Source organism: Marinimicrobium hydrolyticum (assembly GCF_030848505.1).
Classification (GTDB): domain Bacteria; phylum Pseudomonadota; class Gammaproteobacteria; order Pseudomonadales; family Cellvibrionaceae; genus JAVDDU01.
This window is the reverse complement of record NZ_JAVDDU010000015.1, coordinates 29,181-49,506: the sequence shown is the minus strand read 5'-3', so window position 1 is coordinate 49,506 and position 20,326 is coordinate 29,181. Positions and strand designations below refer to the sequence as shown.

Sequence of the window (20,326 nt, the reverse complement as noted above, 5' to 3'; positions counted from 1 at the left end):
TTTGGATACAAGCTTGACTATATCCAGCTCAACCTCTACCCCGTACAGCGACAACTTCTCTTTTGCGGATTCAATCTCTGACATCTCCTTTTGCAAAAAAACTGACTGCTTCCTATCGAACTCCAACAGTGTTGTTTCTGGTATAATTATTTCATGGCCATGTTCCTTGCACTCTACAAGGAAGTTATGCAAGTGCCGAGGAAGTCTGTCCTTGATAAATGAGTCAGCGTAAAGAAGGTCGGAATTAAATATTATCTTCACTAGCAAACATACTCCATTGTCCGTCACCCGCACAACGTCGCCAATACGCGCCGCTTTAGCGGTCGCTGTGCTTGATCTAATTACTTCCCACTTTATCGGAGGCCTTGCCTAGCGCAGCCCCAGCATCCCATATCCCTCGTCGAAGATTACCAATTTCATCGAAATCTTCTTCGCTAAATTTTCTGTTCATGTAACCCGCCACCCCGAGATGGCGTGCTGCCTCCCCAAGTGAACGAGTCACTTCCTCTAGCTCGTAAGACAATGCCATGACTTCTTGCTGAAGCGCCGCAACGTCGCCAAGCTTTGAGCTCACATTGGCCAATTTGCGATTGATTGTATTAGGCTCTCCAAGAGACACTATGAAAGAATCATACTCTGATTGGGCCTGTGACCTTAGGTGCGCAATTTCTGCTATTGCAATTTCGGAGCTTTCAGATCGAACCGCATCTAAAACCGAGGTGTAGGTGACGCCGGCCATAGCCAGAATTGCCGCGACAAAGCCACCAATCGCGTATACTGCGGTACTCTTTTTTATTAAAAAGTACCTAGTTTCGATTTCGCTAATTAATGACTCTTTTTGATCCCTATCCATTCGTCAAAACACCAATATTACTAGAAGGAATGTGTCCGCATTTGAAACCCAGAGAACTTCCACCTTTTACCGCTCTCCGCATGTTATACCACGCGCCATAACCCAGGTCACGCCCTGGCTCGCGACCTATTGCTTTAAAAAAGGAGGGGGTTACGTGAAAAATTGCTCATGCTGAATCTTATGCGGAAATAGTTTGTCCAGACGCACAAAACATTGCGCATAAAGTTGCTTTATGCGCCATTTTCCATTTTTCCAACAGGTCAGTGAGGGGATGATGATGCGTTGTCGTTACGCATCATTTGCTGTTCGGTGGTTAAATCGCTGCGGGGAGCGCTCAAGTCAGGCACTTGAGCGCGCTGGCTATGGCTATGTGGTGGCTTGCGGCGGCTCAGGTTTTGGGCAGCGTCACACCACGCTGGCCCTGGTACTTGCCGCCTCGGTCTTTGTAGGAGGTTTCGCAAATCTCGTCGGATTCGAAAAACAGCATCTGCGCTACGCCTTCGTTGGCGTAGATCTTGGCGGGCAGTGGGGTGGTGTTGGAGAATTCCAGGGTTACATGGCCTTCCCACTCCGGCTCCAGGGGCGTGACATTCACGATAATGCCGCAGCGGGCGTAGGTGGATTTGCCGAGGCAGACCGTCAGCACAGAGCGGGGAATGCGGAAATACTCCACGGTACGCGCCAGGGCAAAGGAATTGGGAGGGATGATGCAAACATCGGACTTAATGTCCACAAAGCTGTCTTCATCGAAGTTTTTGGGGTCCACCACGGACGAGTAGACGTTGGTAAAGATCTTGAATTCGTCCGCACAGCGCACATCGTAGCCGTAGCTGGAGGTACCGTAGGAGACAATGCGCTGCCCTTCGGCATCGTGACGCACCTGGCCCGGCTCAAAGGGCTCAATCATGCCGTGCTCTTCCGCCATGCGGCGCATCCACTTATCGGACTTGATACTCATGGGGTCTCCCGAAAAACCTGAAGGATTGCTGGGGCCGCATAATAAAGCTTTTTGGCCTCAAAGCCTACCTTCAGGAAGGGGTATCAGTCGTCGGTAATCACGATTTCAGGGGCTTCTTGTGCGCCAGCCGCATCCTGCCAAAGACGAGCACCCAAGCGGCGGGCAATACGACGGTAGTGCTGGCTGAGCGAGGAGTCCGGGTCAGCCGCCACGGTGGGTAAGCCGGCGTCTGTCGTTTCGCGAATAGCCAAATCCAAAGGCAGTGATCCCAGCAGCTCGGCCTGATACTCGCGGGCTATGCGCTCACCCCCTCCAGCACCGAAAATGTGTTCTTCGTGGCCGCAGTTGGAACACACGTGCACGGCCATGTTTTCCACCACCCCGAGTACCGGCACATTGACCTTGCGGAACATCTCAATGCCCTTTTTGGCATCCAGCAAAGCAATATCCTGTGGCGTGGTGACAATGACCGCACCGGTTACTGGTACTTTTTGGGACAGCGTCAGCTGAATATCCCCTGTGCCAGGGGGCATATCCACAATGAGATAATCCACCTGATCCCACTGGGTCTGGCCCAATAACTGCTGAAGCGCCCCGCTAACCATGGGGCCGCGCCAGACCATGGGAGTCTGCTCGGTTACCAGATAGCCCATGGAGACCGACTGCACACCGTGGGCTTGAATAGGCAGCATCATTTGCTTACCGTCGCGCTCAACAATCTCTGGGCGCCGCTGCCCCACCCCCAACATGTGCGGTAGGCTGGGGCCATAGATGTCCGCATCCAGAAGGCCCACCCGAGCCCCCTCCGCTGCCAGCGCCACGGCCAGATTCACAGCCGTGGTGGATTTACCCACTCCGCCTTTACCGGAAGCCACGGCGATGATGTTTTTCACCCCAGGAGTACGAGCGGCTGTATTGGCGCCGCCCAGAGCAGGAATGTCCCATCCGATATCCACGCCCACGGATTGCACACCGGCAATCCCGGACACGGCATGGTTTATCGCCTCCGCCAGCGTCTGACTCACCCCTTCCGCTGGGTACCCCAGGGTGATACTCACCTCTATCCGATCGCCGTCAACTGAAACCCGTGGCTCGATACCCAATTCCAACAAGGTACGGCCTAGCGTGGGCTCTTCGATCAACTGAATGGCCTGGGTAACGCTTTCTCTGGAGATCTCGGACATAGCAATTCCGTAAACGATGTGTGAGGGAAGGTAAGGCGATGGCCGCGGCACTGGCGGCCGGGACAATACTCTATCCGCCGACACGTCAAAAACCAAGTGCCAAGGTCAACTTTTATGGTTAACCCCCTGAAGATCCGGGCAAAATTTGCTATAGTGCGCCTCTTTTTTCTGGCCGCACCGGCCCCCAACCGCCCTGATTAGCGACGTTTATGACCCAGAGCCGCAAAATTCTAGTTACCAGCGCCCTCCCCTATGCCAACGGCGAGCTGCACCTGGGCCACATTATGGAGCAAATCCAGACCGACATTTGGGTGCGCTTTCAAAAGCTGCGCGGTCACGATTGCCTGTATGTGTGCGCCGATGACGCCCACGGCACCGCCATCACCCTGAAGGCGGAGGAGCTGGGAATCAGCCCGGAAGCTCATATCCAGGCTATGCAAGAGGCTCACGAGACCGTATCCAAAGGCTTTCTGATCGAACACGACAACTTTCACAGCACCCATTCAGTGGAGAATCGGGAGCTGGCGGAAATGATTTACCGGCGTCTGGACGGCAACGGGCATATTGCCCGGCGGGAAATTATTCAAGCGTTTGACCCTGAGAAACAATTGTTTCTGGCGGATCGCTACATCAAAGGCAGCTGCCCCAAGTGCAAGGCGCCGGATCAGTACGGTGATAACTGTGAGGCCTGCGGAGCCACCTACTCTCCTATGGAGCTGATTGACCCGGTCTCAGCTCTGTCGGGCGCCACCCCGGTGCCCAAAGAGTCGGAGCACTTCTTCTTCCGCCTGCCCGAATTCGCGACTTTTCTAAAAGACTGGACCCGCGCCGGGCACCTGCAGCCGGAAGTGGCCAACAAAGTGGCAGAATGGCTCGATAGCGATTTACAGGAGTGGGACATTTCCCGCGATGCGCCCTATTTTGGTTTTGAAATTCCCGATCAGCCAGGCAAATTTTTCTATGTCTGGCTGGATGCCCCCATCGGCTACATTGCCAGCCTGAAAAATCTACTGGATCGCACCGGCGGGGATTGGCTGGACTACTGGAAGCGCGACTCGGACGCCGAGGTGTACCACTTTATCGGCAAGGACATCGTCAACTTTCACGCGCTGTTTTGGCCCGCCATGCTGCACTCGGCGGATCTGCGCACGCCCACCAAAATTTGCGTACACGGTTTTGTTACCGTCAATGGCAAGAAAATGTCCAAGTCCCGGGGCACCTTTATTAATGGCCAAACCTATCTGGCGCACCTGAACCCGGAATACCTGCGTTATTACTTCGCCGCCAAGCTGACCGGATCGGTAGACGACCTGGACTTGAACCTGGATGACTTTATCCAGCGAGTGAACAGCGACCTGGTGGGCAAAGTGGTCAACATCGCCAGCCGCACCGCCAAGTTCATTAATAAGGCCGGCGGCACACTCGCCACTGAAGTGGCTGAACCGGCACTGTGGCAACGATTTGTCGACGCCAATGAAAGCATCGCCCAACTTTACGAAGCTCGCGAGTTCAGCAAGGCCATGCGGGAAATTATGGCGCTGGCCGATGCCGCCAATGAATACATCGCCGCCAAAGAACCCTGGAAAATGGCCAAGCAAGCCGGCCAAGAAGCGGAAGTACAGGCCGTTTGCACTCAGGGGATCAATTGCTTCCGCGCCCTGATCACGTGGCTCAAACCGGTGGTGCCGGAGCTTGCCCGCAAAGCCGAAGCGTTTCTGGGCGAAACCCTGAGCTGGCAGCAAGCGCCGAGCTTTCGGGGCGGAGAGAACATTAACGCGTTTGAACCCCTGATGGTCAGGGTGGAAAAAGACAAGGTAGATGCAATGATTGAAGCCAGTAAGGAAGAAGCACCGACTCCCGCCAGCGGACCCTTGGCCGATGAGCCCATCGCCGAAGAGATCGATTTTAACAGTTTTGCCAAAGTGGACTTGCGCGTTGTACGCATCGTAAAAGCCGAGCACGTTGAAGGCGCTGACAAATTGTTGCGCCTTACCCTCGACCTGGGCGGTGAAACCCGCAACGTCTTTGCCGGAATCAAAAGCGCCTATCAGCCAGAAGATCTGGAAGGCAAACTCACCGTCATGGTCGCCAACTTAGCGCCGCGAAAAATGAAGTTCGGCGTAAGTGAAGGCATGGTTCTGGCCGCAGGCCCGGGTGGCAAAGACATCCACATACTGGAGCCCCACAGCGGCGCCCAACCTGGCCAGCGGGTGATGTAAACCTCAACTAGCGCCAATGGGAAAAACTTGTCCCAAGTAGACGACTCCAACCGCAATTTTGTCTCAATTGGGCGGCGCCACATCTCAGAGCGCTATAAGCATATACACAAACAGCCTAACCATCCGGGGTTTATAGATTGATCGGGACAGGGGGCTTAACGATAATGTGCGTCTAGCAGGTTGTTGGAAAACGTTTTCGAGGCAGGCGATGCAAGGCAAAATCGGGCGAAAAAGCGGAGTTTATGTGTGATAAATGAGCATTTTGAGTCCGATTTTAACGCCGCAGCGGCCACGCAGATAGTTTTACAACGGCCTGCTAATGGAAGAGGGCGCACCATGGGAAATACGGCATGACCGAATTCGCCATTATTCTGCTCAGCACCATCCTGGTGAACAACTTTGTGCTGGTGCAGTTCTTGGGCCTCTGTCCGTTTATGGGGGTATCCAACAAACTGGAAACCGCCATCGGTATGGCCGGTGCCACCACGTTCGTGCTCACTCTGGCAGCGGTTTGCAGTTACCTCATTAACACCTGGGTGCTCACACCGCTAAACATTGAGTTTATGCGCACCATCTCGTTTATTTTGGTGATTGCGGTGGTGGTGCAGTTCTCAAAAATGTTTATCGAGAAAACCAGCCCACTGTTGTACCGGGTGTTGGGCATTTTCCTGCCCCTGATTACCACCAATTGCGCGGTACTCGGTGTGGCTTTGCAAAACACCAACCGCGACCACGGTTTTTTTGAGTCGACGGTGTTTGGTTTTGGCGCGGCTCTGGGTTTCTCGCTGGTACTGATTTTGTTTTCCGCCATGCGTGAGCGTCTGGCGGCGGCCGATGTTCCCATGCCTTTTAAAGGCGCGGCCATTGGCATGATTACCGCCGGCCTTATGTCACTCGCCTTTATGGGGTTCGGTGGTTTGGTGTAAATGACGCGTTTCGGTGGCAGCCAGTGGCTGGCCGAACAAGAGTCAACACAACCTAGGTTTTTCGCATTCGTATGTTGGAATTGATAGCACAACATCCAGTGGTTTCATCCCTGATCGCCCTGATCGGCCTAGCGCTGATCTTCGGGGCGGTGTTGGGGTATGCCGCCGTGCGTTTCAAACTGGAAGGCGACCCCATCGTCCAGCAAATCGACGACTTGTTGCCGCAAACCCAGTGTGGCCAGTGCGGCTATCCCGGCTGCCGTCCCTATGCTCAGGCCATTGCCAACGGCGACGCCATTAACAAGTGCCCGCCCGGCGGCCAACCCACCATTAATGCTCTGGCGGACCTGCTGGACGTGGAAGCCCCGAGCCTGGACGCCGAACACGGTGAAGAGTCGGAAGTAAAAAAGGTCGCTTACATTCGCGAGGACGAGTGCATCGGCTGTACCAAGTGCATTCAGGCCTGCCCGGTGGACGCCATCATTGGCGCGGCCAAGCAAATGCACACGGTTGTCATTGACGAATGCACCGGCTGTGATCTGTGCGTAGAGCCGTGCCCAGTGGACTGCATAGACATGGTACCTCTCGAGCCCACAATCAAAGAGTGGAAATGGCAAAAGCCGGTTCCGGCCGAACAGGCCGTACAACTTATCGCTACTGACCGCGATAGCGGCGACACGGGTAGAGCGGCCTAATGGGTAGTTTAATCAAAACTTGGGAGATCCCCGGCGGGGTTCATCCACCGGAGAACAAAGCACAGTCCCTGCAGCTACCGCTGGGGAAAATGCCCCTGCCTCCCACATTGTTCCTGCCACTGAACCAGCACATTGGCACGCCGGCCAAGCCCGTCGTGGAAGTGGGCGATCGAGTCCTGGGCGGTCAGTTGATCGCCGACGCTGAGGGCGTGTTCAGCGCACGCGTGCACGCGCCCACCTCGGGCAAGGTTAGCGACATTAAGGACAGCCTGGTCCCCCACCCCTCAGGCATGAGTGCTCCGTGCATCATCATCGAGCCCGATGGCGCCGACGAGTGGGTGGAACTGCATCCGCTGGAAGATTACCTGAGCGCTGACAAAAGCGAACTACTGAGCCGAATTCGTGCTGCGGGAATCGCAGGCCTCGGTGGTGCCGGTTTTCCCACTTCGGTGAAACTCAACCCGCGCGCTGATCACAGCATTGATACGCTGATTCTCAACGGCACCGAGTGTGAGCCTTACATCACCGCCGACGACGTTCTAATGCAGACTCGCGCTGACGAGGTGATCGCCGGGTCTTTGCTATTGGCAAAGCTACTGGATTACCCCGAGCATATTCTTGTGGGTGTAGAGGACAACAAACCCGAAGCCATCGCCGCCCTGCAAAAGGCGGCCGCCGGGACCGAAGTACAGGTGGTGCCCTTCCCCACCAAGTACCCCTCCGGTGGCGAAAAGCAATTGATTCAAATACTCACGGGCCGCGAAGTCCCCAGCGGACAGATTCCCGCCACCATTGGTGTGGTTTGCCAAAACGTGGGCACCGCGGCATCCGTGTATCGGGCGGTGCGCTTTGGCGAGCCACTGGTGTCCCGGATTACCACTGTGGTGGGAGAGGCGCTGCAAACCCAGCGCAATGTGGAGGTGCTGCTGGGCACGCCCATCGACTACTTATTGGAACAGCATGGCTTTGACGCCCAGCGCGCCTCGCGCTTGGTGATGGGCGGCCCCATGATGGGCTTCAGTTTGCCGGATGCATCAGTACCGGTAATCAAAACCACCAACTGTATTTTGGCGCCCAGCAAAGTTGAGCTGCCACCGCCCGCACCCGCCCAGGCGTGTATACGTTGCGGCTTGTGTGCTGAAGCCTGCCCGGCCAGTCTGTTGCCGCAACAGTTGTTCTGGTATGCCCAGGCGGAAGATTACGAAAAACTGGAAAGCCACAACCTGTTCGATTGCATCGAATGCGGTGCCTGCTCCTACGTGTGCCCCAGCAATATTCCCTTGGTGCAATATTATCGCGCTGCCAAGGGGACCATTCGGCACCAGCAACAGGAGAAGGAAAAATCCGATCGCGCACGGCGGCGTTTTGAGTTCCGGCAGGAGCGTATTGCCAAAGAGGAAGCCGAAAAAGAAGCCAAGCGGGCCGCCAGAAAGCAAGCCGCCGAAGAAGCCAAGCGCAAACTGGCCGAACAAAAATCAGCCCCAGTGGCCGAGCAGGCGCCCGCCGCCGACAGTGAGCTACGGCCCGTGTCCACGGCTCAAGCGCAAGCAACGGGTGGCCAGCCATCGCGCGCCGTTCAACAGGCCAAGCTTGAGCGCAATCTGGTCGCGGCGCAGAGCAGCCTGACCAAAGCTCGCGAGCCGTTAACTGCCAACGAGCCTGGCGGTACGGTCAGTCAGGAGCAACTGGATAAGCAGCAAGCGCGCATCAAACAAGCGGAACTTAAAGTCCGCGAGGCGGAAAAGAAACTGCAACAGTTCCAAGCCAGCAGCGATACGCCTACAACCACGCAAGAACAAGATCCAGTGGCCGCTGCCATTGCTCGCGCGCGCGCCAAGGTGAACCAGTCACCAGAAGAAAAGCTGCGCTCCAGTTTGGAGTCGCTCTACAAGCGCCTGTCGAAAGCGGAAGAAAAAGCCGCCGAAGCTCGCGCGGAAGGCAGTGACAAAGCAGACGCGCTGCAACAGGGCGTGGACAAACTGAAAGAAAAAATTGCCACCTCCCAGAAAGAGTTGGACGAATTGGCCCCCAGCACAGTGGCGCAGCCCAGCTCTGCGTCTCGTAGCGATGCTGATCATGCCTCTCTGGCCATAGAAAAAGCGAAAGCCAAAGCCGCCGCTATGGCGACCATGAGTGCTGAGGACAAGCTGAGAAATCAGATCGAATCGCTCAAGGCTCGGCTGGAAAAAGCCCAGGAGCGTTTGGCCAAAGCTGAGGCGGAGGGTGACGAGAATGTTGAAGCGTTCCGCACAGGTGTCAGCAAGTTAGAAGACAAACTACAGCAACTGAACAATCGCTAGGCGCACTACGACGCCGAGTCAATCACCAAGGACCGCACACACATGTTACGGGTAAGCTCACCCCACACACACAACAGGCGAGACTCCGGCCAGATTATGCGCCTGGTGATGGTGGCCACGGTGCCCGGCTTGCTGGCCCTGACTCTGTTCTTTGGCTGGGGCAGTCTGTTCAACGTTGCCCTCGCTTGTGCCACCGCTGTGCTGTGCGAAGCCCTGGTGATGAAGCTGCGCGGCCGGCCAGTGATGTTTTATCTACGCGATTGCAGCGCCCTGGTTACCGGTGTGCTTCTCGGTCTCGCCCTACCCCCCTACTGCCCTTGGTGGTTGGTGGTGGTGGGCAGCGCCACGGCCATTATCCTCGCCAAGCAGTTGTACGGCGGCATGGGATTTAATCCTTTTAATCCCGCCATGGTCGGCTATGTGGTGTTGTTGATTTCGTTTCCGGTCGCCATGACCCAGTGGGCGGCACCCGCTGGCGTGTTGGCCGATCAGGTGGGTTTTATCGAAGGCATGCGGCAAATTTGGGGGGGTGTTCCCATTGATGGGTACACCGCCGCCACACCACTGGATGTGGTGAAACAAAACTCTAGCTTGCTTCTGGACGACGTCTACACCACTGACCCCACATTGAGCGAAGGTGTATGGGCCGGCGCCGGCTGGGAATGGGTTAACATCGGCTTTTTGCTGGGCGGTTTGTTCTTGCTCTACCAGCGCGTATTCACCTGGCACGCCCCAGTGAGCATGCTGGTGACATTGACGTTGATGGCGGCACTGTTCTACGACGGTGGCAGCTCTCACAGCGGTGGTTCGCCCCTGTTTCACTTGCTATCTGGCGCCACTATGTTGGGGGCGTTTTTTATCGTCACCGACCCGGTCACGTCCGCCGTGAGCAACCGCGGCCGGATGGTTTACGGAGCCCTGGTGGGCGTCCTGCTGTACGTAATGCGCTATTGGAGTAACTACCCGGACGCCATCGCCTTTGCTGTTCTACTGATGAACTTCGCCGCGCCCTTTATCGATTACTACACAGTTCCGCGCACTTACGGGCATAAGAAGAGTCGTCCGGCGACGAACAAGGGGGAACACTGATGCTCGGCAGGTCCATTGGTAAAAATAGTTTGTTGTTGGCCTGTTTCGCCCTGGTGACTGCCGGGCTTCTGGCTGGCACCTACCAACTGACGCGAGACCAAATTGAGCTGGCCGAGCGCGCCGCCGCTCAGGCAGCACTGTTTGAAATTATTCCTCAAGAGCAACACACTAACGATTTGCTGGAAGACACACTGGTAATCCCCCAAGAGGGTTGGGCACAACTGGGACTCAACTTTGGCGGGCTGATCCACCGCGCGCGCCAAAACGATCAAGTGACCGCTGTGATTATTCCCAGCGTGGCTCCAGACGGGTACAGCGGAGCCATTCGCATGCTGGTTGGCGTCAACCGCGAAGGCACCGTTTCCGGCGTACGGGTGCTAAACCACCGGGAAACACCCGGCCTGGGTGACAAGGTGGATCTATCCCGCAGCGACTGGATACTCAGCTTCGACGGACGAGCTTTGGGCGACCCTCCAGCGGAACGCTGGGCCGTGCGCAGAGATGGCGGCGATTTTGATCAGTTTACCGGTGCTACCATTACCCCGCGGGCAGTCATCAATCAGGTTCGACGCACACTGGAATATGTAGAGGAAAATCGCGAACTGCTGTTCCCCGAATCGGCTGAGAATGGCAACGTCTCAACCCGTGAAACAACGCCCAGCAACTAACCGACCAACCGATCAGGCAACTTATGAGCGATACCGTCGACTACCGACAGATCAGCAAAAACGGGCTCTGGACCAACAATCCGGCACTGGTGCAATTGCTCGGCCTGTGTCCGCTGCTGGCAGTGACCGGTTCCGTCGTCAACGCCCTGGGATTGGGACTTGCGACACTGATGGTCGTGACCAGCTCCAACATGATCGTGTCGTTAATCCGCAAAGGGGTGAGCGACGCCGTACGACTGCCCGCCTTTGTTATGATTATCGCAGCGCTGACGACTTGCATCGAGCTGCTCATGAATGCGTTTACGTACGAGCTGTACACCATTCTGGGCATCTTTATCCCATTGATCGTTACTAACTGTGCCATCCTTGGGCGCGCTGATGCCTTTGCCAGCAAGAACAAACTCCTGCCTTCAACGGTCGATGGACTGACCATGGGGCTGGGATTCCTGTTGGTACTACTGGCCATAGGCGCAGTCAGGGAATTGCTCGGCAGCGGCACCCTGTTTGCCAATATGCATCTACTGTTTGGTGAGGGCGCGCGCGGCTGGACCTTAACCGTTTTCCCCAACTATCCAGGCTTTTTGGTGGCCATTCTGCCGCCGGGCGCCTTTATCGTAGCGGGTTTTCTGATCGCCCTGAAAAATGTGATTGATAGCGGCATTGAGCGCCGTCAGGAAACCAGAAGAGCCAAGCCCATCAAGGGCAGCAAGCGCGTTCGCACGACTGGCGCTATCTCCTAATTTCCACTTTGCTTGTCCTCTTCACCCGCGGTGCCCTTCAACAGGCACCAGCGGGTTTTCGCCATTCCCAACATTTCACGTTACACTGGGCGCCACATCCCCCGCATTATGAGAAGGAGTGCCCATGTTCAATACCGAACAAATGAACGTCTTTACCAGCACCTATCTTGTGCCCTGGAGCATAAACCTGGCCGCTGCGCTGCTCATCTTCATTGTCGGTAAAGTGGTTAGTAACCTATTGGTCTCGGTGCTAGGCAAGGTCCTGGCCAAAACCAAGCTGGACAACATTCTTGTAGAGTTTATACAAACCCTTGTTTACGCTCTGTTACTGATTTTTGTGATCGTGGCGGCGCTGGATCAGTTGGGCGTTAATACCACATCGCTGATTGCCGTTCTGGGTGCGGCTGGCCTCGCGATCGGCTTGGCATTGCAGGGTTCACTGCAAAACTTCGCGTCCGGTTTTATGCTGTTGACCGCTCGCCCGTTTAAAACCGGCGATTATATCGAGGCTGGGAATTCGGCCGGTGTGGTGGAAAAAATTAGTATCTTCTCCACGGTCCTGCGCTCGCCGGACAACAAAGAAGTCACCATCCCCAATGGTGCAATCTACGGCCATAACATCATTAATTATTCCACCCGGGAAACCCGGCGCGTGGATATGGTATTCGGAGTGAGTTACGGTGACGACATCCGCAAAGTACGAGAAATCATTACCGGCGTATTGCAAAGCGATGAGCGCGTACTGGAAGAGCCGGCGCCAACCATTGTCGTGGGCGAACTCAACGACAGCAGTGTGGATTTTTGGGTGCGCCCCTGGGTGAACACGGCGGACTATTGGCCAGTAAAATGGGACTTAACGGAAAAAATGAAGCTCGCCTTTGATGAACAGGGAGTTACCATTCCGTTCCCACAAATGGACGTACATGTGGATAAGGCGGTCAGCAACTAGACAGCGCAAGTCGTTTAAACAAAAAAGCCGCGCCAGTCATGGCGCGGCTTTTTTATGCTGCGGAGAATCAGCCACCCAAGAGGAATTCCAAAGGAAAGGGTTGATCCGCGATACTCAAACGGCCACCCTTCAGCGATGCGCGCATGATCAGGTGCTCGCCCTCCTGAGTAAAGTAGGCGTCCAGGTACTGGGCCAGCATAAAGTACAACGGCGTTTGCATGACGACCGATTCAGAAAGCTTGATTTCCAAGTCGGCGTCGGCGATGGCAAAGTAGTCCATTACGTCAACCACTTCAGATAACGCACGGTTATCCGGCAGTCCAACGTAGTTGGCTACAAAATGAATGTCCGCATCGCCCTCCAGAATGTCCGCCGCCAAGCGCACAGAGAACTCCAGACCCTCTTGCAATAGCAGCTCCAACACGGCCATTACTTCAGCCTCGTGCCCTGCAAAATCCACCTCGCCCGGTCCTTGTTGAATATCTCTTGCAAGCTCCTGCCATGCCACTACAGCGGCGGGCGAAATTTGTTTAAGTCCAAATTCGTAAACAAAGTTTTTTGTGGCTATCGGGCTGCCGTGAACTTCGCCAACGGTAAAGGCAAAGCTGGAGTCCAGACGCTCATTTACCAACTCTTGTGACATCGTCATACCCAGATTACCCAGAACAAATTCAGGAGCTCCGGCAACCGATACGGTCAAACTGTCCGCCCGATAGTTAAACAGCCCTTCGTAGTTCACCAGGTCCTCAAGAGTATGCAGATCGAAATCCAGGACCGAGGGACTAAGCATCAAGGTGACACTCTCACCATCATTAAAGTGTACCGCACCCAATTCCAGCGTACCCTCGGTATGCTGGCCATCATAGGTGCCCTGCATGGAGAGGTTGCCGCCGTCGATTTTAAGAAGCCCACCGCCAGTTTCCTGGCTCACCATAGGCAAGCTCGCGTAAGCACTGTAGGTCTGGTTGAAGTGGCCAATCATCAGGATATCGCTCAAGCCGTCTGATAAAATCTCCGCCAGCATTTGGTTCACTTCGTCGCTGCTGGTAGAAATCTCCACGTCTGATTGAGAGGCAAATAATCCCAGCTTCGGGCCTTTGGCCGTAAACAATATTGGCCCATGCTGAATGCGTGACGTACTGGTAAGGTTCAGTTCATCGAGGCCCAAGTGGGACAGATCAAAACGCATGGCCATAACCGTGTGGCTGGAGGTCAAGCCTCGCTCATAGCTGACCAGCTCCACCTCGTATCCGTGCACCTCACCTTGCGCGGCGCTTTGTTCTATCTGCTGCCTCAGGGCTTGTTCGCCCGCGTAACCACCGTAATAGGTCAATGCCAAGTACGCGCCCGCGGTTACAACCAGTACTCCAATCAGTTTTTTCATTATCTATTCCTTATCATTATCGTTGTAAATGCTATAGGCCTCATTCGTGGCCACCCAACAGTTCAATTTTGTAACCATCCGGATCTTCAACAAACGCTAACACGGTGTTGCCGTGTTTCATCGGACCGGGTTCGCGCACTATGTTGCCGCCCGCCGCGCGAATTTTAGCACAGGTCTGATAAACATCGTCCACGCCGATGGCAACATGGCCGTAGCCGTTGCCCAGTTCATAGTGTTCTGTTTCCCAGTTGTGGGTGAGTTCCAACACCGCCTGTTCTCTCTCATCCCCATAGCCCACAAAGGCGAGCGTAAATTTGCCATCCGGAAAATCGTGCTTGCGCAACAGCTTCATTCCCAAAACCTGAGTATAGAAATGTAACGAACGCTCCAGATTACCCACTCGCAACATGGTGTGTAGTATGCGCATAACTTAGAAATGCCCCTCGGTTTTTAACAAAAGCTGGTATTCGCTCACCCCTTCTCTGGACGCTAGAGGTCTGGCGATGTCGATGTGCAGAATGTTGCCGACGCGAGCTTTACTGGAGCTAAAGCGCAAGCCCAACCCGACATTGGCTAAATGAGGGTTGCTCCCGTTGGCTTCCAAACCCCAAGCTCGGCCCGCGTCAAAAAACGCAACCCCACCCATACGTACCACGTTCAGTAGATGCACATTGGAGAAGTACCGGCGCTCCACATTTAATATATATCGATGCTCGCCGCGCTGAAAGTCGATGGGATAACCACGCAAGCCAGAGATGCCACCCACGGTCAGCTCCTCGTGCTGACGTAACTCCCACCCCTGCCCGTACTCCAGATGGACGAACCAGCGATTTTGCCCGTTTCGAAACCGGTTGTAGGCGCCGGACACACCGGCTACAGCCGTATCGTAACCATCGGCGCCGGTGAAATGGTAACCGTCGAGGAAAGCTGATAGCTCCACCACATGGCTGTTGCCCATGCCAAATACATGGTCATACTGTGCGGCATAGCGCATGACGTCAGTGCTATTGCCCATATCCTGACTACCGAAGCCCGCGCGCAACTCGTAGCTTGGCCCCAGAGCCACATCCTCGGTTCTTTGAATCTGGTAAAGATTGCGGTAAGTGGCGTATTCGTTGCGGGAGTAGGTTAAACCCAACCAAGCGTAATTGGTGCGTCGATCCTCCGGAATGCCATTGACGGTTTCCGGCTGCTCTTGAAAGCGATCCTGATGAAACGTCAAACCGGCCAGCCAGCGTAGTGTGGTGTTATCTTCGCCTCTTAATAGGGACAGGCCGCCGTACACTTCTTGAAACCGTATGCGGTGGCCATACTCGCTAATAATCTCATCCCCTTCCCGAATCACGTTGGTGAGTGTCAGGTTTTGGGTTTCGACACCGGCGGCCCAGGGAGTATCCAGAGCATAGAAGGGATGCTCCACTTTCATGGCAAGGTCACGGCCATCGCTCAGCTGTGTGTAATAGATCCGCGCTGCGACGCGCGTCCGGAACAGGTGTGGTGTTTGGTATTGGTAGCGGACGCTGGTTCGTTCAACGTCCCGGGAGTAGCCGATGGAGATGTGCTCCCCTGTGCCCAGAAAGTTGCTATCTTTGATTCCAATTCCAGAGCTGGTCTCACCGCCTTCGTGGGCAAAGGTGAGCTCCGGCTCGGTTACCCAAGAGTCTCTGGTAACCACCAACACATCGATGTGATCGGGACAAATAACGTCTGGAACAATAAACGCGCTGGTGAGATAACCGCGGCTGCGTAGAATCCGCTCGGACTCCCGTACCAGTCCAATATCCAGGGGTTCATCTTCGGAGAACAACAACTGCGCGGCGACGACATCCTCGCGGGTATTGATGTGCAGGCGGTTCAGGCTGCGGTAAAGCCAATTGTTTTCTTCTGGAAGGGATTCATCAAAGATATCGCGACTTTCGTAGCGAATATTGCGGATGGTTTTACCACGATGGTCGTCAAACGCATCGAACACCAAGCGGCTTTCGCTCTGCTCAGCCAGATCCCGTGGCTCGTACTCGTAGCGCACGCAGTCCTGGCCCAATTCCTCCGTTTCCGGCTCGATTTCTGGTTCGGCTTCGGCTCTGGCGTACGCCGTCACGCAACACAAAACAAAAAACACAAGCGGGCGCCAGCGGTTACTCATATACAGTCCTATCCGCTTTCGACCGGTGCCATGTGCTGCTAATTATCACGTCTTTTCATTTCCCAGGACCCGGTCAGTACCGCCTGCACAGTACCGAGAGTGGGTATTAAACCCTGGGGGACCGCGGGAACGACTGAGCCGGGCATTTTTCAGATGCCGAGGGCCATCATATACCGAGTCCCAACCCGGAGTCACTAGAGAATCAGTGGCGGTGTGGAGAAGTTTCGGGGGCGCTGAAATGGGCGCCATCAGCGTGGTGGTGCAGCGTATGATAGCCCGTCCAGACGAGCGTCCAGACACCGAACAGAATGATCAAAACGGCAAAGCTCCAGCGCAGCCGGGGTCGACGTAGCAGATCGGTAAAGGTGTGCGCGGCGAAGCCGGTAGCGAGTACAGCGGGTAGTGTGCCCAGACCAAAAGCCAGCATAACGGCTGCGGAGGATAACGGGTGCGCCTGAGCCAAGGCGTAGGCCAGGGCCGTATAGACCAGACCGCAGGGCAACCAACCCCATAAACCACCCAGCAGGAGCGCTTGAGGGGCGCGCTTGACGGGCATTAAGCTCTTGCTCAGGGGCTGAATGTAGCGCCACAGGTGCGAGCCACCTCGCTCCAGCCAAGTCAGGCCCCGCCACCAGTTACCCAAATACAACCCCATGGCAATGAGCAGAAGTCCAGCCAGCACGCGCAGCCCAGTGCCCGTTACACCCTCACCGAGGGGTGCAGCCAGAAGGCCCACCAATAAGCCCATCAAGCTATAGCTGAGCAGTCGCCCCAGGTTGTAGCTCAAAATCAAGCGACCACGGCGCCCGCGGGCGCTTTCGGGAATCGCCACAGTGAGCGCCCCCATGATGCCGCCGCACATGCCCACACAGTGAGCGCTGCTGAACAGCCCCAGGGCAAAGGCCGCCACCAGAACAGGGGCCAGAGTGTGCAGGAGATCAATCACGCTTGGATTGATCCTCTTGCCGTTCTGCGGGTTCCTCGTCCTCGTCGAACAGGATTCGATGCGCCTCGGTTTCCAGGTTGTCGTACTGGCCACTGGTAATGGCCCAGAACAGCAATCGGATGGCGATAGCAAAGATCACCAGAGCGATTGGAATTAAAAGATAAAGACTGTCCACTTCCGATTTCCCATAATGTGTCCGCCAAAGTTCAGTGTACACCCTCTCCTGCCCCGCCCCGACTTAAACGCATGGCATTCAACACCACCACCAGGGAGCTCGCCGTCATACCCAATGCCGCCACCCAGGGCGCCACCATGCCCGCAGCCGCCAGAGGCAATGCCAGCAGGTTGTAAGACAGCGAAAACCCCAGGTTTTGCGCGATGATTCGCCGCGTCCGGCGCGACAGAGTGATGGCAGCAGCCAGGGTGGTCAGATTATCATTGAGCAGCACGCTATCCGCTTTGGTTTGGGCCAGGTCCGAGGCAGACGCGACCGCCACGGACACATCGGCCCCTGATAACACCGGAACATCGTTGATACCGTCGCCCATCATCAGTACCCGGTCGCCTGCGGCCTGAACCTCGCGCAGGCGCGTCAGTTTATCCTCTGGGCTGGCTCCAGCGCGGAAATCCTTGATCCCCAAAACCCCTGCCAGTTCGGCCACGGCACCAGAGCGGTCGCCACTGAGCAACTCCACGGCCAATCCCTCGCGGGTCAATTGCTGCACCAGTTGTAAAGCCCCCGGACGCACCTCGTCGGCAACGGCGAACCAAGCCAAAGGCTTCTCTTCGCTACACAGCAGTAGCCAGAGCTTGTCGTCTGGCGCCGGCGGGGGCGCCTGTGTGGGCAAAATCTCGGCCGCGAATTCATTGTTGCCGAGTCGATAACGCCGGCCCTCCACACGCCCCTCTACGCCGGCCGCGGTGTACTGTCGCACATCCGTTGCCTGACTCTCGCCCCGCCAGGGCTCAAAGGCCGCTGCCAGCGGATGATTGGCACTGGCTTCCAGCGCCGCGCTAATGGCCAGAGCCTGCTCCCGGGGCATTGAGTCACACAGACGTACCTCTTCCAGAACAAAGGAGCCCTTGGTGAGCGTTCCGGTCTTGTCGAAAATCACGCGGCTTACTCGCGTCAGGCCTTCCAGTACATGTCCCCGCGCCACCAGAAAGCCCCGCTGGCGCAGGTTTGTGGTCGCGGCCGCCAACGCCGTCGGCATAGCCAGCCCCAGAGCGCAGGGGCAGGTCACCACTAACACGGATAGCGCCACCCAAAGAGCACGATCCGGCTGGTACCACCACCAGAAGGCGAACACGGCGCTACACACTACCAAGACTGCAGCCACGAAATAGCGTGCCACTTTGTCCGCCAGGGCCACTTGCCAGGGTTTGTCCCGAGCGGCCTGATCCACCAGTCGCTCGATGGCGGACAAGCGGGTGCCCGCGCCAGTAGCGACCACTTCCACGGTCAGCGGGCTGTCACTGTTCAGCGTGCCGGCAATCACAGGATCACCTGCCGTCTTTGGCACAGGCCGCGATTCTCCGGTCAGCAGGGCTTCCATGGCGGCGCTGTGGCCTGTTTGAACTCGGCCATCACAGGGAAACGTTTCCCCGGCGCGCACCAGGACGCGCTCGCCGGGGCGCAGGCTTTTGACCGGCACCAGAGTTTCCTCGGTTTCGTCCAAGCGTCTTGCAGTCAGCGGCATCAGCTGCGCCAGGTTGCCGAAGCCCTGTCGGTTTTTATGCCGGGCGCGCATCTCCACATAGCGGCCGGCGAGAAGGAAAAAGGCGAAGGTGGAAATGGCCTCGAAATAAACTTCACCACCCCCGGACACCGTGGCCCAGGCACTGGCGATGTAAGCCAGGCCAATGCCCAGGGCAATGGGTACGTCCATGGTGAGATTGTTGCGCCGGAGCCCGATCCAGGCCCCGCGGAAAAATGGCCAACTGCTGAACAACACTACAGGGGTGACCAGTAGCAAGCTGATCCAGCGGAAGAAATGCAACCATTCTCCAGTAGCGCCGGTGTAGATATACACCGCCAGCATCCCCACCTGCATCATGCCAAAACCCGCCACCCCCAAGCGCATCAAAGCCAAGCGGTTCTCGTGCCGCAACAGGTCTTGCTGGTGTTTATCAGTGGCCGGATGTGGAGTAAAGCCGATGGCGGCCAATTCCAGTAACAGTTCACTGAGCGGTTGCTGGTCGGCATCCCACACCAGGGTGCAGCGGTGGGTGACCATATTGACGGTGACCGAGCGCACGCCCGGCTGACTGTGCAGGTGTTTTTCAATCAACCAGCTGCACGCCGCGCAGGTGATATTTTCCAGCAGTAGGCTGGCTTGACGCTGATGCTCGTCCAGCTCCAACACAAATTCGGATTGCACTTCCGGGAGGTCGTACACGCGCCAGCGTTCTATGGCGAGCGTTTGTTCCGCATCCGGTCGGCTATTAGCCTCTGTGCGGAAACGATAAAAACTTTCCAATCCACCATCGACAATGGCTGTCGCCACCGCCTGACAGCCTATGCAGCACATACGCTCTTCCCGGCCACTGATGGTGACAGGGTAAAAAGCTCGATCGGGAATGGGCAGCCCGCAGTGATAACAACTCATAAAATGCTCTAACTAACTAGCCCTAGTTGTGGGTAACACGGGGCTTTAACTCCACCTGATCGGTACGCTCGAAATTTATTTCCGCGCGCAGCCGCCACTCGGCTTCGGCGCGCAGGTCGGGCGGCAATTCGGGCAGCAGGTACAAATACCAACGATGCTGGGGTTTGATGTCCATGTCGCCACGATATTGCCCTGGCTGAACTTGGCGTAACTTTACTTGCTGGTCGAGCCGGGCGCTGACCGGATGGTCCATTAATAAGAGCAGTTGCTCGGGCAGGGACGTATCGGCGTTGACTTCGGCCATGACTTCTCCGGTAGTCCGGTCGAATTTCAAGGAGGCCTGCAGGCCCATTTCCTGGGCGCGGATATCCTGCTCAAAGACTTGGTTGATGCCCCGCCCTTCGCGGTAGTAGTTGTCGAGCACCACGTCGTCGGCGTTGTAGAAGGCGACGGTCAGAAGTACGCCGACCACAAAGAACACCGCGATAAGCGGTGCCATCAGAAACCAGAACCAAAACTGCCGATACCACGGCTGAATGTCGTTGTCGCGTCGCTGTTGCATGTTGTGTTCTGGTTCCTGTTTTGAGATTGTTTGCTTTTAAAAGGGTAGAGTCGTCATGCCCGCGTACTGCTGCCCGGAACAGCCACGTAAGCGAGCTCTCG

The 20,326-nt window shown here is 56.1% G+C and carries 19 protein-coding genes; 8 read left to right on the top strand and 11 right to left on the bottom strand.

Annotation, left to right across the window (positions count from 1 at the left end; all coding sequences use genetic code 11):
* The 4 genes from RBH33_RS17320 to apbC all read right to left on the bottom strand — a co-directional run.
* A partial coding sequence (locus RBH33_RS17320) for a hypothetical protein (protein WP_306733481.1) occupies window positions 1–261 on the bottom strand: 261 nt, incomplete at its 3' end.
* Window positions 262–337: 76 nt separating this feature from the next.
* Window positions 338–853 (bottom strand): hypothetical protein, encoded by a 516-nt coding sequence (locus RBH33_RS17315; protein WP_306733480.1) that lies wholly within the window; start codon window positions 851–853, stop codon window positions 338–340.
* Between the two features lie 388 nt (window positions 854–1,241).
* Window positions 1,242–1,811: a dCTP deaminase gene (dcd, locus tag RBH33_RS17310; protein ID WP_306733479.1), complete on the bottom strand. Its 570-nt coding sequence runs from the start codon at window positions 1,809–1,811 to the stop codon at window positions 1,242–1,244.
* Between the two features lie 83 nt (window positions 1,812–1,894).
* On the bottom strand, window positions 1,895–2,995 hold the full coding sequence (apbC, locus tag RBH33_RS17305; RefSeq protein ID WP_306733478.1) for an iron-sulfur cluster carrier protein ApbC: 1,101 nt from the start codon (window positions 2,993–2,995) through the stop codon (window positions 1,895–1,897).
* A gap of 209 nt (window positions 2,996–3,204) precedes the next feature.
* On the opposite strand from apbC, the gene metG reads away from it, so the two are divergent.
* From metG to RBH33_RS17265, 8 genes are all read left to right on the top strand, one after another.
* Window positions 3,205–5,214 carry a methionine--tRNA ligase gene (metG, locus tag RBH33_RS17300; protein ID WP_306733477.1) on the top strand — a complete coding sequence of 670 codons (2,010 nt, stop codon included), beginning with the start codon at window positions 3,205–3,207 and terminating at the stop codon, window positions 5,212–5,214.
* Window positions 5,215–5,564: 350 nt separating this feature from the next.
* The gene (gene rsxA / locus RBH33_RS17295; protein WP_306733476.1) at window positions 5,565–6,140 is read left to right on the top strand and encodes an electron transport complex subunit RsxA; all 576 of its coding nucleotides are present in this window, start codon (window positions 5,565–5,567) and stop codon (window positions 6,138–6,140) included.
* Window positions 6,141–6,211: 71 nt separating this feature from the next.
* A complete protein-coding gene (gene rsxB / locus RBH33_RS17290) occupies window positions 6,212–6,835 on the top strand; it encodes an electron transport complex subunit RsxB (RefSeq protein WP_306733475.1) in 624 nt (207 codons plus the stop codon).
* Window positions 6,835–9,135 carry an electron transport complex subunit RsxC gene (rsxC, locus tag RBH33_RS17285; protein ID WP_306733474.1) on the top strand — a complete coding sequence of 767 codons (2,301 nt, stop codon included), beginning with the start codon at window positions 6,835–6,837 and terminating at the stop codon, window positions 9,133–9,135. Before rsxB ends, rsxC begins: the two co-directional genes overlap by 1 nt.
* Window positions 9,136–9,177: 42 nt before the next feature.
* Window positions 9,178–10,224 (top strand): electron transport complex subunit RsxD, encoded by a 1,047-nt coding sequence (rsxD, locus tag RBH33_RS17280; protein WP_306733473.1) that lies wholly within the window; start codon window positions 9,178–9,180, stop codon window positions 10,222–10,224.
* Window positions 10,224–10,892 (top strand): electron transport complex subunit RsxG, encoded by a 669-nt coding sequence (rsxG, locus tag RBH33_RS17275; protein WP_306733472.1) that lies wholly within the window; start codon window positions 10,224–10,226, stop codon window positions 10,890–10,892. The genes rsxD and rsxG overlap by 1 nt, the downstream gene beginning before the upstream one ends.
* Window positions 10,893–10,915: 23 nt before the next feature.
* Window positions 10,916–11,632, top strand: coding sequence for an electron transport complex subunit E (locus RBH33_RS17270; protein WP_306733471.1), 717 nt, complete (start codon window positions 10,916–10,918; stop codon window positions 11,630–11,632).
* Window positions 11,633–11,756: 124 nt separating this feature from the next.
* On the top strand, window positions 11,757–12,581 hold the full coding sequence (locus RBH33_RS17265) for a mechanosensitive ion channel family protein (protein WP_306733470.1): 825 nt from the start codon (window positions 11,757–11,759) through the stop codon (window positions 12,579–12,581).
* Between the two features lie 67 nt (window positions 12,582–12,648).
* On the opposite strand, the gene RBH33_RS17260 is transcribed toward RBH33_RS17265, so the two are convergent.
* The 7 genes from RBH33_RS17260 to RBH33_RS17230 form a co-directional block, all read right to left on the bottom strand.
* Complete coding sequence (locus RBH33_RS17260; RefSeq protein ID WP_306733469.1) at window positions 12,649–13,965, bottom strand: DUF945 family protein; 1,317 nt, start codon at window positions 13,963–13,965, stop codon at window positions 12,649–12,651.
* A gap of 40 nt (window positions 13,966–14,005) precedes the next feature.
* A complete protein-coding gene (gene gloA, locus RBH33_RS17255; RefSeq protein WP_306733468.1) occupies window positions 14,006–14,392 on the bottom strand; it encodes a lactoylglutathione lyase in 387 nt (128 codons plus the stop codon).
* A 3-nt stretch (window positions 14,393–14,395) separates the two neighbouring features.
* Window positions 14,396–16,108, bottom strand: coding sequence for a BamA/TamA family outer membrane protein (locus RBH33_RS17250; RefSeq protein ID WP_306733467.1), 1,713 nt, complete (start codon window positions 16,106–16,108; stop codon window positions 14,396–14,398).
* A 202-nt stretch (window positions 16,109–16,310) separates the two neighbouring features.
* Window positions 16,311–17,054 carry a sulfite exporter TauE/SafE family protein gene (locus tag RBH33_RS17245; RefSeq protein WP_306733466.1) on the bottom strand — a complete coding sequence of 248 codons (744 nt, stop codon included), beginning with the start codon at window positions 17,052–17,054 and terminating at the stop codon, window positions 16,311–16,313.
* The gene (gene ccoS / locus RBH33_RS17240) at window positions 17,047–17,229 is read right to left on the bottom strand and encodes a cbb3-type cytochrome oxidase assembly protein CcoS (protein WP_306733465.1); all 183 of its coding nucleotides are present in this window, start codon (window positions 17,227–17,229) and stop codon (window positions 17,047–17,049) included. Before ccoS ends, RBH33_RS17245 begins: the two co-directional genes overlap by 8 nt.
* Before the next feature lie 31 nt (window positions 17,230–17,260).
* A complete protein-coding gene (locus tag RBH33_RS17235) occupies window positions 17,261–19,663 on the bottom strand; it encodes a heavy metal translocating P-type ATPase (protein ID WP_306733464.1) in 2,403 nt (800 codons plus the stop codon).
* A 22-nt stretch (window positions 19,664–19,685) separates the two neighbouring features.
* The gene (locus RBH33_RS17230) at window positions 19,686–20,225 is read right to left on the bottom strand and encodes a FixH family protein (RefSeq protein WP_306733463.1); all 540 of its coding nucleotides are present in this window, start codon (window positions 20,223–20,225) and stop codon (window positions 19,686–19,688) included.
* Window positions 20,226–20,326: the final 101 nt, after the last annotated feature.

Coding starts and splice junctions, on each gene's coding strand:
- RBH33_RS17315 (WP_306733480.1), bottom strand. CDS start 853: ATGGATAGGGATCAAAAAGAGTCATTAATTAGCGAAATCGAAACTAGG.
- dcd (WP_306733479.1), bottom strand. CDS start 1,811: ATGAGTATCAAGTCCGATAAGTGGATGCGCCGCATGGCGGAAGAGCAC.
- apbC (WP_306733478.1), bottom strand. CDS start 2,995: ATGTCCGAGATCTCCAGAGAAAGCGTTACCCAGGCCATTCAGTTGATC.
- metG (WP_306733477.1), top strand. CDS start 3,205: ATGACCCAGAGCCGCAAAATTCTAGTTACCAGCGCCCTCCCCTATGCC.
- rsxA (WP_306733476.1), top strand. CDS start 5,565: ATGACCGAATTCGCCATTATTCTGCTCAGCACCATCCTGGTGAACAAC.
- rsxB (WP_306733475.1), top strand. CDS start 6,212: ATGTTGGAATTGATAGCACAACATCCAGTGGTTTCATCCCTGATCGCC.
- rsxC (WP_306733474.1), top strand. CDS start 6,835: ATGGGTAGTTTAATCAAAACTTGGGAGATCCCCGGCGGGGTTCATCCA.
- rsxD (WP_306733473.1), top strand. CDS start 9,178: ATGTTACGGGTAAGCTCACCCCACACACACAACAGGCGAGACTCCGGC.
- rsxG (WP_306733472.1), top strand. CDS start 10,224: ATGCTCGGCAGGTCCATTGGTAAAAATAGTTTGTTGTTGGCCTGTTTC.
- RBH33_RS17270 (WP_306733471.1), top strand. CDS start 10,916: ATGAGCGATACCGTCGACTACCGACAGATCAGCAAAAACGGGCTCTGG.
- RBH33_RS17265 (WP_306733470.1), top strand. CDS start 11,757: ATGTTCAATACCGAACAAATGAACGTCTTTACCAGCACCTATCTTGTG.
- RBH33_RS17260 (WP_306733469.1), bottom strand. CDS start 13,965: ATGAAAAAACTGATTGGAGTACTGGTTGTAACCGCGGGCGCGTACTTG.
- gloA (WP_306733468.1), bottom strand. CDS start 14,392: ATGCGCATACTACACACCATGTTGCGAGTGGGTAATCTGGAGCGTTCG.
- RBH33_RS17250 (WP_306733467.1), bottom strand. CDS start 16,108: ATGAGTAACCGCTGGCGCCCGCTTGTGTTTTTTGTTTTGTGTTGCGTG.
- RBH33_RS17235 (WP_306733464.1), bottom strand. CDS start 19,663: ATGAGTTGTTATCACTGCGGGCTGCCCATTCCCGATCGAGCTTTTTAC.
- RBH33_RS17230 (WP_306733463.1), bottom strand. CDS start 20,225: ATGCAACAGCGACGCGACAACGACATTCAGCCGTGGTATCGGCAGTTT.